The organism is Streptomyces sp. NPDC002133, assembly GCF_040296405.1.
GTDB lineage: Bacteria > Actinomycetota > Actinomycetes > Streptomycetales > Streptomycetaceae > Streptomyces.
On sequence record NZ_JBEOXF010000047.1, the window covers coordinates 18,683 to 32,030 of the forward strand.

The following is a 13,348-nucleotide window of genomic DNA, read 5'->3' on the forward strand; positions in this document are numbered from 1 at the left end:
CCCGTCTGCCGAACCCGACGGTCGAGATGGCACCATGTCCGGGCCATGACGAATACCCGGTCGCCGATGCGCGCCCTGCGAGCCGCACTCTTCGCGGCGGTGTGCACCACGCTGGCCGCGGTGGGGCATTCGTCCATATCCGGGCATGACTTTCCGGTCACGGTGCTCCTCCCGGCGTTCGCGGTGACCGGAGGCGTGGCCTGGCTCGTCGGCACGCGACGGCGGGGAGCGTTCAGCATCGGTACGGGGCTCCTGACCGTCCAGGGCGCGCTCCATCTGCTGTTCGCCGGCTCCGATGCGCACACCGCCTCGCCCGCACACTCCACAGACACCGGCGGAGCTGCCCACACCATGGGCACGGGCATCGACCCCATGGCGGCCGAGACGACCGCGAGTGTCATCGCCGACACCGCCGGCTCCGTCAACTCCTCGGGCATGCTTGCCGCCCACCTCGTCGGCGCCGCCGTGTGCGCAGTCTGGCTCGCGCACGGCGAAGCCGCGTTCTTCCGGCTGGCGCGCACCGTCGGCACCCTCGCCTTCGCGCCGCTGCGGCTCCTGCTCGCGGTCGTACGCGTACCGGAGCTCCCGCACGCCGTGCGCCCGCGCCGCCGTACCACCCGCCGACTTCATGGCGTCGTCCTCGCGTACGCCCTCTCGCGACGCGGTCCGCCCGGCCGTCCGTTCACCCGCGCCACGGCCCCTGGAGCACTCGTCTGACAGCCGGGGGCCGATTCCCCCATGTCAACGCCAACTCCAAGGATCATCATGGCCATTGACGACCCCGTGAAGCCGGACGAGCCGACGGCCGGCTCCCCGTCCCCGACCAGCCCCACCTCCACGTGGAGCGCACTGCGCCCGCTCGTGCTGCGCATCCACTTCTACGCGGGCGTCCTCATCGCCCCGCTCCTTCTCGTCGCCGCGACCAGCGGACTGCTGTACGCGCTCTCCTTCCAGGCGGAGAAGGTCCTCTACAGCCATGAGCTGACCACCGACGTCGGCGAGCGCACGTTTCCGCTCGACACCCAGGTCGCCGCCGCCCGCGAGGCCCACCCGCAGGGCACGGTGACCGCCGTGTGGCCCTCGTCCGAGGACGGTGCGACCACCCGCGTCCTCATGTCGAGCCCGGAGGTCGAGGAGGGCAAGTCCCTCGCCGTCTTCGTCGACCCGTACACGGGGAAGGTACGAGGCGAACTGCCCAGCTACGGCAGCTCCGGCGCCCTCCCCCTCCGCACCTGGCTCGACGAGCTCCACCGCGATCTGCATCTCGGCGACGTCGGCCGCAACTACAGCGAACTGGCCGCCAGCTGGCTGTGGGTGGTCGCCCTCGGCGGTCTGCTGCTCTGGATCGGCCGCAAGCGGGCGTCCAAGCGCGCCCTGCTGCTCCCCGAGCGCTCCGCGAAGGGCCGCCGACGCACCCTCTCCTGGCACGGCTCCGTCGGCCTGTGGGCCGTCATCGGCCTGGTGCTGCTCTCCGCCACCGGCCTGACCTGGTCGCGGTACGCGGGTGAGAACATCGGCGCCGTCCAGGACCAGCTCGGCGGCGCGACCCCGGTCGTCTCCGCCACGCTCGACGGCGCGGCCGGGGCCGGCGGTGACCACGAGGGCCATGGCGGCGGACACCAGGGTGGCCACCAGGGCCCGGACGTCGGCATCGACAAGGCGGTCGAGGCAGCCGCGGCCAAGGGTGTCGAGGGCAGGATCTCCGTCATCCTGCCGGCCGAAGGCAGTGGATATGTCGTCAAGGAGACCGACACGACGTTCCCGGTCCACCTCGACTCGGTCGCGATCGACCCGGCCGACGGCAGGGTCATGGACGAGCTGCGCTTCGCTGACCATCCGCTGCTCGCGAAGCTGACGCGGTTCGGCATCGATGCCCACATGGGTGTCTTCCTGGGCCTTGCCAACCAGCTCGCCCTCGCGGGGCTGATGGTCGCGCTGATCCTGCTCATCGTCTGGGGCTACCGCATGTGGTGGCTGCGCAGGCCGACCAAGGAGCGGACGCTGGGCGTGGGCCGGCCGATGCCGCGTGGCGCCTGGCGCAAGGTGCCGCTTACGGCGCTGCTGCCGCTCGCGGCGGCGACGGCGGCCGTGGGCTGGTTCGTGCCGATGCTGGGCGTCAGCCTGCTGGTCTTCCTCGCGGTCGACATCGCGCTGGGCCTGGTGGCCCGGGCCCGGGCGAAGGCCTGACGAAAGGAGGGGGCCGCGTCGTCCGCGCGGCCCCCTCCTGCCTCGCTCAGGGCGCGTACTTGTAGCCGACCCGCCGCACGGTCTGGATCGTGTGGCGGTGCTCGGCGCCCAGCTTGCGGCGCAGCCGGGCCACATGGACGTCGACCGTCCGCCCGTCGCCGACGTGTCCGTAGCCCCACACCGTCGTCACCAACCGGTCGCGGGTGTGCACCCGGTGCGGATGTGCCACCAGATGCGCAAGCAGCTCGAACTCGAGGTACGTGAGATCGAGCGCGCGCCCGTCGACGACGGCGGTGCGCTGGGAGGAGTCGATCCGCAGCGGCCCCTCGACGTCGCCGGGTGCTTCGGTGTCGTGGACGAGGTCGGGCTGCTGATCTGCCGGTACGAGGACGAGGTAGCCGACCATCGGCGGCCGGCCCGGCAGCGCGGGGAGCGTGTGCTGGGGTGCCGGGAGCCATGTGGCGCCCGGCGGAAGGAAGTCGGGGACATGCACCACCTCGTCCGGGTCGACGGCCCTGAGCCGATGTCGGCCTTCGCCGGTATGCGTGGTGGTGGCAGCAGAGAGGGAACGGGTGTTCGCCATGAGAGGTCAGCTCTTTCGCGCGAAGGAGTACGGACGTACGTCGTGCGCGTCGGCCGAAGGCCCCCGAACCTGAGCAGGGAGCTTTAGAGGGCCGACGCGTTCCTCGCGCGACAACACACACGGTCGAAGTCGTGGTGCTGGCGGGAAGGCCAGAACGGTTCGAGGTCGCTGCGACCTGTCACGACGTTCTGAATGCCGACCATTCCCCCATTCAAGCAGACAGGGCTTGGAGGCAGCAGCCCCCTCTCACCAGGCGGACGCCGGTTCGGCGCGATCCTGACCACGGCGAAGGGGGCGCCCACCGGAACTGGCGGACGCCCCCTTGCGCGTACGGGGGAACGGATCAGACCTGGCCGGCCTTCTCCAGCGCGGTGCAGCACGTGTCCACGATCAGGCGGGTCACGACGTACGGGTCGACGTTGGCGTTCGGACGGCGGTCCTCGATGTAGCCCTTGCCGTCCTGCTCGACCTGCCACGGGATGCGGACCGAGGCGCCGCGGTTCGAGACGCCGTACGAGTACTCGTTCCACGGGGCCGTCTCGTGCAGGCCGGTCAGCCGGTCGTCGATGCCGGCGCCGTAGTTCTTGACGTGGTCGAGCGGCTTCGAGCCCTCGCCGAGCGACTCGCACGCGGTGATGATCGCGTCGTAGCCCTCGCGCATCGCCTTCGTGGAGAAGTTGGTGTGCGCGCCGGCGCCGTTCCAGTCGCCCTTGACCGGCTTCGGGTCGAGGGTCGCGGAGACGCCGAAGTCCTCGGCGGTGCGGTAGAGCAGCCAGCGGGCCACCCACAGCTGGTCGGCGACCTCGAGCGCGGCGAGCGGGCCGACCTGGAACTCCCACTGGCCGGGCATGACCTCGGCGTTGATGCCGGAGATGCCGAGGCCGGCCTTCAGGCAGTTCTCCAGGTGCGCCTCGACGATGTCACGGCCGTGGATCTCGTCGGCACCCACACCGCAGTAGTAGCCGCCCTGCGGGGCCGGGAAGCCGCCCTCCTTCGGGAAGCCGAGCGGACGGTGACCGTCGAAGAAGGTGTACTCCTGCTCGATGCCGAAGATCGGCTCCTGCGCGGCGAACTTCCCCGCGACCTCGACCAGCTGGGCGCGCGTGTTGGACGGGTGCGGGGTCATGTCCGTGTTCAGGACCTCGCACAGCACCAGCACGTTGTCGCCGCCGCGGATCGGGTCGGGGCACGAGAAGGCCGGCTTCAGCACACAGTCGGAGGCGTGACCCTCGGCCTGGTTCGTGCTGGACCCGTCGAAGCCCCAGATGGGGAGCTCGGCGCCGTCGGCCAGTATCTTCGTCTTCGAGCGAAGCTTCGCGGTCGGCTGGGTGCCGTCGATCCAGATGTACTCAGCCTTGAACGTCACGGGCCTCATCCTTTGCGCTGCATCGGGGTATGAGGCGCAGCTTGGCAACACCGGATTTCCCGCCCGTTGCCCGATTGTGAACCCCGTGTTACTCAGGTTTCCTGCGTTTGTCGTGCCCTGCCGAGAACTCGGACGGTGCTGCCCTTCGCCGTCGTATACCGGGCCGAGGCCCTCTACCGTGCGCCCGGGCGGCCCCAGGTGGTGAACAGCGGTCACCGCCCGTTCCGCCGTCGGACCGGCCGGGGGTGCAGACTGGGCCGCATGACGAAGATGCGTATCGGACTTATCGGCACCGGCCCTTGGGCGGAGGGCACACAGGCCCCGGCGCTCGCCTCGCACCCGGCGGTCGAGTTCACCGGGGTGTGGGGACGGCGCCCGGAGGCGGCCGGAGGCCTGGCCGCGGCCCACGGCATCAAGGCCTACGACGACGTGGACGCCCTCATCGAGGCGAGTGACGCCGTCGCGTTCGCCCTGCCGCCCGACGTCCAGGCGCCGCTGGCGGCCCGGGCGGCGGCGGCCGGACGGCATCTGCTGCTGGACAAGCCCGTGGCGACGACGGTGGCGGGGGCGCGCGAGGTCGTGGCGGCGGCGGAGGGGACGGGTGTCGCGTCCGTCGTGTTCTGCACGCTGCGTTTCGCGGCGGACACGGCGCCGTGGATCGCCGAACAGGCCGCGGCGGACGGCTGGTTCACGGCGCGGGCGCAGTGGCTGGGGTCGCTGTTCGCGGAGGGCTCGACGAGTCCGTACGCGGCCTCGCCTTGGCGGCGGGAGAAGGGCGGACTGTGGGACGTGGGCCCGCACGTGCTCTCCGTACTCCTCCCCGTGCTCGGAGACGTCACCGAGCTGACGGCTCTGCGCGGCCCGGCCGACACCGTGCATCTGGCCCTGCGGCACGCGTCCGGCGCGTCGAGCACGGCGACGCTGAGCCTCAGCGCGCCGCACGAGGCGTCCGGCGCGGCGATCGAACTCCTGGGCGAGCGGGGAAGCGTGATCATGCCGGGGTGGGGTGATGCGATCGGCTCGTTCCGGTCCGCGGTGGACGCGCTGATCGAGTCGGCGCGGGGCGGGGACGCGCATGCGTGCGACGTACGGTTCGGCCTGCGGATCACCGAGATCCTGGCGGAGGCGGAGTCCGTGACGGAGGGGCGGCTGCTGTAGCCACCCCTCCGTCAGCCGGCCTGCTCGGTCAGCCGACCGTCTCGATCCTGGCCTTGCGGATCAGGAACTTGCCGGGCTCCCGGACCTGCTCGAACGCGGCGTTGTTCAGCAGGGCGCAGCTGCCGGAGACCGAAGTGACCTCGACGGTGGTCGACTTGTTGTTGTCGAGGTTGGTCACCTTCAGCTGGGTGCCGATCGGGAACTGGTTGCTGGAGGCGGCCGGGGCGCCGCCCTCGCCGGACAGCGTCACGGTCGACCCGGCGCAGACGACCTGGCCGACGGCACCACCGTCTCCTCCGGCGCCGGCGTCGCCGTTGTCGGCATCGTCGGCGGGCGGCTGCTCCTCCGCGCCCTCGTCGGCGGGGGGCTGCTCCATGCCGGGCGGCTGCTCCTCGGCCGGCGGCTGCGCCGGCGGAGCGGCCTGGCCGCCTCCGGCCTCCCCGCTGCCCTCACCGACCTCGCAGCCCGCCGCCCCCTGCTGGACCTTGATCTGTGCGATCACGGCCTCGCGGTTGGCGATCCGTGCTGCCGACTGGGCGTCGGGATTGGCCCGTTGACCGGCGATGAAGTTCTCGTTGTTGCGAATCGCCTGGGCGAGTCCGTCGCAGGCCACAGAGGCCTGGCTTGTCCCGGTCATGACAATCGCAGTACCGCCGACGAGCGCCGCTGCGCCGACGAGCAGGGCGATCTTCTTCTTGCCGCTGAGGGTCTTCTTGCGCGACACGTGAGAGCTCCTGTCCCCGGCCGCGAACGGCGGCCGGATCGGTTCCGTGTGCCGTTACGTACGAGTAGGCAGGCGCCTGTGCTCAACCACCACAGGGGTGACTTCCTTAACTGAGACTTAAGTTTTCGCAGGTGGGCGCCTGCCTGGGCCTTTACGGCACGCGCTGCCCGGCGGCGTCAGCGGCCCAGTGCGTCCCGTACCGCCTCTTCCGTGCGGGCCACGACCGCCGTGCCGTCGTCGGCCGTGATGATCGGACGCTGGATCAGTTTCGGGTGCTGCGCGAGGGCCGTGACCCAGCGGTCGCGCGAGGTCTCCTCGCGCGGCCAGTCCTTCAGGCCCAGTTCCTTGGCGGCCGCCTCCTGGGTGCGGGTGATGTCCCAGGGCTCGAGGCCGAGCCGCCCGAGGACGTCGCGGATCTCGTCCTCGGTGGGCACGTCCTCCAGGTAACGGCGCACGGTGTACGAGGCGCCCTCCTCGTCGAGCAGGTGCAGTGCGCCGCGGCACTTCGAGCATGCGGGATTGATCCAGATCTCCATCCCGCCACGGTACTCCCACGCGCCCCTCGAACACCGTCTGGCCAGCGACGATTGTCAGTGGTCGCCGGTAAAATCGAACTAGTTCGTGAGGGTCCAACCACCGCGCCAGGAGGTCGCCGATGGCCGTTGCCGCAGTCACGACGAAGCGGAAGCGCACGACAGCAAGGCCGACGAAGACGCAGCCGACGACGAACGCGAAACTGATCAAGCAGCCACTGCCCGCGGGTCTGCCCCGAGAGTGGTACGAAACCCACAACCGCCGGCTCAAGGCCATGCGCCTCGCCATCGCCCTGCTCGACACGGGCATCTACCACCCGGCGAACGCCAGCAACCGCCGGATACGGACGGCCGCCGAGCGGATCGGCATCCACCCGCCGTCCGAGACCACGTGCCGCATGGTGCGGTCGCTGATCCACTACGCCGACTGAGCCGGGCACGGGCCCGGTCCGAGCACGGGCCCGGTCCGAGTACGGGCCCGGTCCGGGGGCGCGCATGCCCCCGGACCGGTCACCCGCGCCGCAGCTCGATCGGCGGCAGCCGGTAACTGCCGTCCAGCACCGGCGCCTTCGGCACGTAGAGGCGGGCCATCGGCCGGAAGTCCCCGGGTGGCGCGGGCAGCCAGTTCGCGGCCTCGGCCGGGTCGTCCGGCCGGTCCTGCTGGATATGGAGGGTGAGCGATCCGTCGTCGGCGTGCACGAGGCCGGGTGTGCGGTCGCCGATGGTGTAGCGCCCGATGGGGTTGGCGACGAGATAGTGGTCCGGAGTGTCGTACATCGTCATCGACCAGAACGACTCGACCGGCGGCGGCTGCTCGAAGCGCAGTGTGTACGCCTTCGAGCCGTTCAGCCGCCCGCCCTCGGAGTCGGTGAAGACCTGCGCGCTCACGGACTCGTAGCCATGGCTCCCCCACAGGGCGGAGCGCGCCGCCACGGCCCGCAGGAGGTACGACTCCTCGCGGTCGGCGGCCTTCCACTGCGGGGAGTCGTGAGTGCCGACCCCGAAGTGGTCGAGGTTGTAGTCGTGGGCGTGGGGGTCGAGCTGCCACTCGCCGGGCGCCGTGCCCCCGGTCACCGCCTCCCCGGGCACCGCGTCCGCCGACGGCCGTGCCGCCTGCCCGACCCGGTCCCGGCCCTGGACGAAGCCGTCCTTCAGCGCCTTCGCCAGCGCGGGGTCGGGGGACGCATACGGCGAAGGCCCCTCCTCCAACAGCCCGAGCGGCTGGAACCGCTCCTGGTACGCCGCGTCCGCGGGCGCCGGCGGAAAGTCCGCGAGCCACACCCGCAGCTTCTCGAAGAACCCGAGCGCGTCCGGAACCCCCGGCTCCGGCGTCGGCAGTCCCGTGGGATGTACGGCTCCGTCCACTGCATGGATCGTCAGCGCGTCCTGCAACGCCCGCACCCGGGGCAGGTCTTCGGGACCGTCGCAGGCCCACCGCCCCACGACCGAGACGACAGCGGTCGGCGCGTCGACGACCCCTCGCACCCCCTCGGGCTCGCTGCCGGCCCACCCGGGCGGTGCGATCAGCCAGCGCCCCTCCGCGGTGCCGGTCGCACGCGTGCCCACGTACGCGAAGTTGTTGGTCCACGCGTCCACGAACTGCAGTGCGTAGTACGCCCCGCCGCTGTCCGGAACATGCAGCAGCAGCGGGCCGCCGGAGAGGTCGAGCTGCGCGACCGAGTGCACGGTGTCGTTGTCGACCGACACGAACGAGTCGTGGTGGTCCGCGAGCTTCCGGGCATGCGCGAAGGTGTTGAACGGGGTGGGCGGCAGCGGCCCGATGCCCTTGCGGACGAAGGCTCCGGCCACCGTGAGCTCGTACACCAGCGGATACCCGTACACGTACGCCTCGGCGGCGAGCGCATGCGCCACCGTCACATCGGCCATCGAACAGCCCCTCCGGACAGGGGCATATGCCCCGAATGAACGGTTGATCCGCATCCGGAGTCTAGATCGCACGCGCCCTTCGGGCAGTGAGGAGCCCCGCCGCCATGTGGCTGGTGACGGGGCTCGGCCGGGTGTTCGTGCGCGTGCTCGGGCGGTATCGGCACGGGTGGGACCGGTCCGGGGTCGGATCGGTCCTGGGCGCAGAGGTCCGGAGCGGATAGGTCCAGGGTTTGTCGGTTCAGGTGGTCCCGGTGCGCGGGGCCGGGATCCCCCGGTCGTTCTGGAGTTCCCACAGTTCGCGGAACAGGCCCGGCGCTTCGACCAGTTCCTCGAAGCTGCCCTGCTGGATGACGCGGCCGTGGTCGAGGACGACGATGCGGTCCGCGACGGCGACGTTGGCGAGGCGATGCGTGACGAGCACGACGGCGCGGTCCCGGGCGATCGCACGGAGGCCGGTGAAGATGCGGTGCTCCGCGCGCGGGTCCAGGGCGCTGGTCGGTTCGTCCATGACGAGCAGTCCGGCGGGGCGGTGGAAGGCGCGGGCGATGGCGATGCGCTGCCACTGGCCGCCGGAGAGCTCGACACCGCCGAACCACTCCCTGGCCAGCAGCGTGTCGAGGCCGCTTCGCAGCCCGTCCACGACCTCGTCGGCGCCGGACCGCCGGGCTGCGCGGGCCACGGAGTCGTCGCCGCCATGGGGCTGGCCGAGGGTGATGTTCTCGCGGACGGACATGGGCCAGCGGGCGAAGTCCTGCGGGACGACGGCGGTGTTGGCCCACATGGCGTACGCGTCCAGGTCGCGGGTGTCCTGGCCGTCCCAGGTCACGCGGCCTTCCGTGGGCAGATAGAGGCCGGAGAGGAGCTTGCTGAGCGTGGTCTTGCCCGAGCCGTTCTCACCGACGAGGGCGAGGACCTGGCCGCGGCGCACCTCGAGGCTGACCTTCTCCAGGGCGGGGGCGTCGGATGCCGGATAGGTGAAGGTGAGCGCCTCGGTCCTGACGGCCGCCGGGGGCGGCGGGGCGAGGGCCCCGCGCCTGATGCGGTGGCCGCCGGCCTCCTGGGTGAACTCGACCCAGTCGTCGAAGTACAGACCCGTGCGGAACAGTCGCGTGCCGTAGCCGACGATGCCCTGGAGCGACGTCCCGACGGTACGGAGAGCGAAGACGGCGGTGCCCGCCGAGGCGACGGACATCCGGCCGGTCGCCAGCAGCAGCCCGAGGGACACCCAGAGCAGGCCCGAGGCGATGCCGCCCGCGAGCGCGCCGATGACCGCGTACCGCGCGCCCCGGTGCACGGCCTTGTCCGTTGCGGCGTCGACCCGCGCGCCGATGGAGCGGTAGCGGCCCAGCAGGAAGTCGGCCATGGTGCCGGAGCGGAGCTGGTCGGCGGTGAGCTTGTCGGCGATGTACCAGCGCAGATGCGCGAGCGTGCGGCGCTCGGCGGCCATGGCGCGGCTGGTCTCGTAGTGGATGCGGGCGCCCTTCATGCTGGCGATCCCCTGCGGGAGCACCGCGAGCGCGAGCAGCGGCAGCAGCGCCGGGTGCAGCACGGTGATGACCCCGGCCGCCGCCACGACGGATGCGACACAGGCCATGACCTGCTGCGACTCGGTGATCAGATCCTGTGCGACCTCGGCGCCGCGGTCGGCGTTCTCCCACTTGTCGTTGAAGCCGGGGTGGTCGTACGCGACGAGCTCCGTGTGCACGGCGGCGTCGAGCATCTCCAGCTCGGCCTCGCGCGAGATCCTGGGTGAGAGCCGGCTGGAGATGCTGCTGACGGCGATCGCGAGGAGCGCGCGGAGCCCGGCCGACGCCGCGAGGAGGGAGATCGCGGGAAGTGCGCCGACCAGCCGGTCCTGGATGTCGCCGGAGGCGATGAGGGCGGTGATGGTCTGCGTGGTGGCGATCAGCCCGAAGGCTTCCAGGGCCGCGGACAGCGCCTGACAGGTCAGCAGCGCGACGACGGCCCTGCGGTCGATGCGCCAGGCGAGCGCGAGTGCCCGGCGCACCAGCTCCGGCAGCCGGCGCGCCATCGCCCATGTCGTGACGGGACGCCGCTCGAGGGTGTCCGTTCGCGACGAGCGGTATCGGAACTCTTCGGTGGGTCGGGAGGTGCCGGCGGGGTCGGTCGGCTGCGCGGTCGGCTCTCCGGGCGGCGTCGCGGTCGGCTCTCCGGTCGGTCGGTCGGTCGTTGTGTCGGTCGATTCGTCGGTCCGTTTGTCGGTGTCCTCGGCGGTCAACTCAGGCCCTTCCTGCCGCTGTTCAGGCCGGTCAGCGTGCACGATCGGACAGGTGTACGCGCCGTGAAGCGAAGCACTCCACCCGATCGTGTCGAGCCGCAGCGAACGGCGCGCAGGCAGGCGGGTTCTGCCTCTGTGCAGCGACCGGCGCAGCCCCTACGCTTCTGAGAGCGCTCTCAGTACCTGATGTTCCACCCCCACAGCACCGGAACAACCGAAGGGATCACTGACGTGAGACGCAGAATGACCGGCTTACGCACGGCCCTCTCCGCCCTCTGCGCACTGCTCCTGCTCGGCGCCGGGGGCGGCGCCGTGTTCGCCCCCTCCGCCGCAGCGGCGCCGGTCCCCGAGGCACCGGCCGCCGCACTCGAGGACCCGGCATCGCCCGGGCTGATCGCCGCCATGCGGAAGGACCTTGGTCTGACCGAGCAGCAGGCGCGCGAGCGCCTCGCGCAGGAGAAGACGGCCTTCGCCGTCCAGGGCAAGGCGGAACGCGCGGCCGGCGACGCCTTCGCCGGGACCTGGTTCGACGCGACGACCGGCAGGCTCACCGTTGCCGTGACCAGCCGTCAGAAGGCCGACGCCGTACGGGCGGCCGGCGCCGCCACCCGTGTCGTCACGCACACCGCCGCACAGCTCGACGCGGCCAAACGGCGCATCGACCGCCAGGACGCGCCCACGGGCGTGAGCAGCTGGCACGTCGACCCGAAGGCCAACCGGATCGTCGTCCGCGTCGTCGACGGCCGCAGTGACGACGCCAAGGTCAGGGCGTTCCTCGACCGGGCCCGGCGCGCGGGGCCCGTCCAGGTGGAGACCGTGCGCGAGGCGCCGTCCACATACGCCGCAGGGGTCGTCGGCGGCGACCCGTACTACACCGGCAACGTCCGCTGCTCCATCGGCTTCTCGGTGCACGGCGGCTTCGTCACGGCCGGCCACTGCGGCGGGCCCGGCAGCTTCGTCCGCGGCTGGGACGGCTCCGACATGGGCTGGTTCCAGGGCTCGTCCTTCCCCGGCAACGACTACGCCTGGGTGAGCACGGGCTACGGCTGGTGGACCGTGCCCGTCGTGCTGGGCTGGGGCCAGACCCCGGACCGGCTGGTACGCGGCTCCTGGGAGGCCCCGGTCGGCACCTCGATCTGCCGCTCGGGCTCCACGACCCACTGGCACTGCGGCACGGTGCTGGGCAGGAACGAGACCGTCAACTATCAGCAGGGCGCCGTGTACGAGATGGTCAGGACTGATGTCTGCGCCGAAGGCGGCGACTCGGGCGGCTCGTTCATCAGCGGCGATCAGGCCCAGGGCGTCACGTCCGGGGGCTGGGGCAACTGCAGCCAAGGCGGCAACACCTGGTTCCAGCCGGTCAACGAGATCCTGGGCCGCTACGGGCTGACGCTGCACACGGCGTGATCCGTCCCGGTCCTGTCCGCGACGGAGGCCGCGCCCGCGTACCCTCGCCGGCGCGGCCTCCGTTCTTGTGCGCCGCGCCCGCAAGGCCTTCGCGCAGCACGTCCAACGACCCACCCCACGAAGGGAAGACTGTGGCTCAGCAGACCGACGACGGTTCCCAGGCCCTCGAGCCGGCGCTCGAATCGATGACCCTGCTGGTCGCGGCCGTGATCGTCCACGACAGGGCCGCCGGCCGCGTCGTCCTCCTCCAGCGCGGCGAGAACGCCAAGTTCGCCCAGGGCATGTGGGACCTGCCCGTCGGCAAGAGCGAGCCGGGGGAGCCGATCACCGAGACCGCGGTCCGCGAGCTCTACGAGGAGACCGGCATCACGGTGAAACCCGAGTCCCTGAAGGTCGCGCACATCGTCCACTGCGCCCGGGGCGTCGAAGCCCCCAACGGTTTCCTCACCGTCGTCTTCGCCGCCCATGAATGGACAGGCGAACCCGAGAACCGCGAACCCCGGAAGCACTCCCAGGTTCGCTGGGTCGACGTCGATGCTCTTCCGGAAGCCTTCGTGGACTCCAACGCCACCGCCCTCCGGCACCACCTGAACAACGACGGCTCGGAGGTCTCCTTGCACGGCTGGTCGGCAGTGTGAGTGTCACGCTGATCCACGCGAGGGAGAGCGCGACCCCGCCCCGCCGGACGGGCCCCGCCGGACGACTGCCGGATCTCACTGGTCCGTGGCGAGGTGCCGCCTGGCGGTGGCGGAGATGCGGTGGTGCGTGATGCGTCCTACCTCGTGCCAGAACGGCTTTGCGGTCAGGTACGTGCCGAGAGCGGACAGAATGCCGAAGGAGACGTCCACGCTCAGGCGCCCTTGTTTGGCCCAGTAGACATCCTGCAGGTCGAGCAGCAGGGCGAACTCGTCGGCGATCAGAGCGGTTCCGCATCCGTAAGCGGCCGCAACCGCGGGATGCCCGACCGCCCGCTCGTCTCCGCGGACAGCGATCAGACCGATGCAGGCCAGCGTGCCGATGCCGAAGTTGTAGTGATGCAGATGCTCACCGCCGGCGGAGATGTTCCCCCAGGGCAGCCACCCGCCTCGGATGCCGTGCGTGATCAGCCGCACCGTGCCGAAGGTCGCGCCAAAGGTCATCCATGTCACCAGCAGCGACCGCTGGAGGGGGGTGAGATTCCGGTTCGCCGCCTGACGCCATCGCTCCACGAGCCGCGGCCCGGCCACGCCACCTCGGCGCGCAGTGCTCGATCCCATGAATCAAC

General features: G+C 71.3%; 13 protein-coding genes. 6 read left to right on the forward strand and 7 right to left on the reverse strand.

What is annotated here, in order from left to right:
• The first annotated feature begins 45 nt into the window (after window positions 1–45).
• Both ABT078_RS31450 and ABT078_RS31455 read left to right on the forward strand, forming a co-directional pair.
• Window positions 46–717, forward strand: coding sequence for a hypothetical protein (locus ABT078_RS31450; RefSeq protein WP_351233728.1), 672 nt, complete (start codon window positions 46–48; stop codon window positions 715–717).
• Between the two features lie 48 nt (window positions 718–765).
• On the forward strand, window positions 766–2,187 hold the full coding sequence (locus tag ABT078_RS31455) for a PepSY-associated TM helix domain-containing protein (RefSeq protein ID WP_351233730.1): 1,422 nt from the start codon (window positions 766–768) through the stop codon (window positions 2,185–2,187).
• Window positions 2,188–2,233: 46 nt separating this feature from the next.
• Here the strand turns inward: ABT078_RS31455 and ABT078_RS31460 are convergent, their stop codons facing one another.
• Window positions 2,234–2,770 (reverse strand): winged helix-turn-helix domain-containing protein, encoded by a 537-nt coding sequence (locus ABT078_RS31460; protein ID WP_351233732.1) that lies wholly within the window; start codon window positions 2,768–2,770, stop codon window positions 2,234–2,236.
• A 343-nt stretch (window positions 2,771–3,113) separates the two neighbouring features.
• On the reverse strand, window positions 3,114–4,136 hold the full coding sequence (gene glnII / locus ABT078_RS31465; protein WP_351233734.1) for a glutamine synthetase: 1,023 nt from the start codon (window positions 4,134–4,136) through the stop codon (window positions 3,114–3,116).
• Between the two features lie 261 nt (window positions 4,137–4,397).
• Here glnII and ABT078_RS31470 point away from each other — a divergent pair, with 261 nt between their 5' ends.
• Window positions 4,398–5,294: a Gfo/Idh/MocA family protein gene (locus tag ABT078_RS31470; RefSeq protein ID WP_351233736.1), complete on the forward strand. Its 897-nt coding sequence runs from the start codon at window positions 4,398–4,400 to the stop codon at window positions 5,292–5,294.
• Between the two features lie 28 nt (window positions 5,295–5,322).
• On the opposite strand, the gene ABT078_RS31475 is transcribed toward ABT078_RS31470, so the two are convergent.
• On the reverse strand, window positions 5,323–6,018 hold the full coding sequence (locus tag ABT078_RS31475) for an SCO2207 family protein (protein WP_351233738.1): 696 nt from the start codon (window positions 6,016–6,018) through the stop codon (window positions 5,323–5,325).
• Between the two features lie 176 nt (window positions 6,019–6,194).
• Complete coding sequence (locus ABT078_RS31480) at window positions 6,195–6,554, reverse strand: arsenate reductase family protein (RefSeq protein ID WP_351233740.1); 360 nt, start codon at window positions 6,552–6,554, stop codon at window positions 6,195–6,197.
• Between the two features lie 119 nt (window positions 6,555–6,673).
• On the opposite strand from ABT078_RS31480, the gene ABT078_RS31485 reads away from it, so the two are divergent.
• A complete protein-coding gene (locus tag ABT078_RS31485) occupies window positions 6,674–6,982 on the forward strand; it encodes a hypothetical protein (RefSeq protein WP_351233742.1) in 309 nt (102 codons plus the stop codon).
• Window positions 6,983–7,061: 79 nt separating this feature from the next.
• On the opposite strand, the gene ABT078_RS31490 is transcribed toward ABT078_RS31485, so the two are convergent.
• Window positions 7,062–8,438 (reverse strand): DUF1254 domain-containing protein, encoded by a 1,377-nt coding sequence (locus ABT078_RS31490; protein WP_351233744.1) that lies wholly within the window; start codon window positions 8,436–8,438, stop codon window positions 7,062–7,064.
• A 238-nt stretch (window positions 8,439–8,676) separates the two neighbouring features.
• Window positions 8,677–10,677, reverse strand: coding sequence for an ATP-binding cassette domain-containing protein (locus ABT078_RS31495; protein ID WP_351233746.1), 2,001 nt, complete (start codon window positions 10,675–10,677; stop codon window positions 8,677–8,679).
• Between the two features lie 243 nt (window positions 10,678–10,920).
• Between ABT078_RS31495 and ABT078_RS31500 the strand changes: the two genes are divergently transcribed.
• The gene (locus ABT078_RS31500) at window positions 10,921–12,084 is read left to right on the forward strand and encodes a S1 family peptidase (protein ID WP_351233801.1); all 1,164 of its coding nucleotides are present in this window, start codon (window positions 10,921–10,923) and stop codon (window positions 12,082–12,084) included.
• 131 nt (window positions 12,085–12,215) lie between these two features.
• Complete coding sequence (locus tag ABT078_RS31505) at window positions 12,216–12,722, forward strand: NUDIX domain-containing protein (protein WP_351233748.1); 507 nt, start codon at window positions 12,216–12,218, stop codon at window positions 12,720–12,722.
• Window positions 12,723–12,797: 75 nt separating this feature from the next.
• Here ABT078_RS31505 and ABT078_RS31510 read toward each other — a convergent pair whose 3' ends face one another.
• Window positions 12,798–13,340: a hypothetical protein gene (locus ABT078_RS31510; protein ID WP_351233750.1), complete on the reverse strand. Its 543-nt coding sequence runs from the start codon at window positions 13,338–13,340 to the stop codon at window positions 12,798–12,800.
• Between the last annotated feature and the right edge of the window lie 8 nt (window positions 13,341–13,348).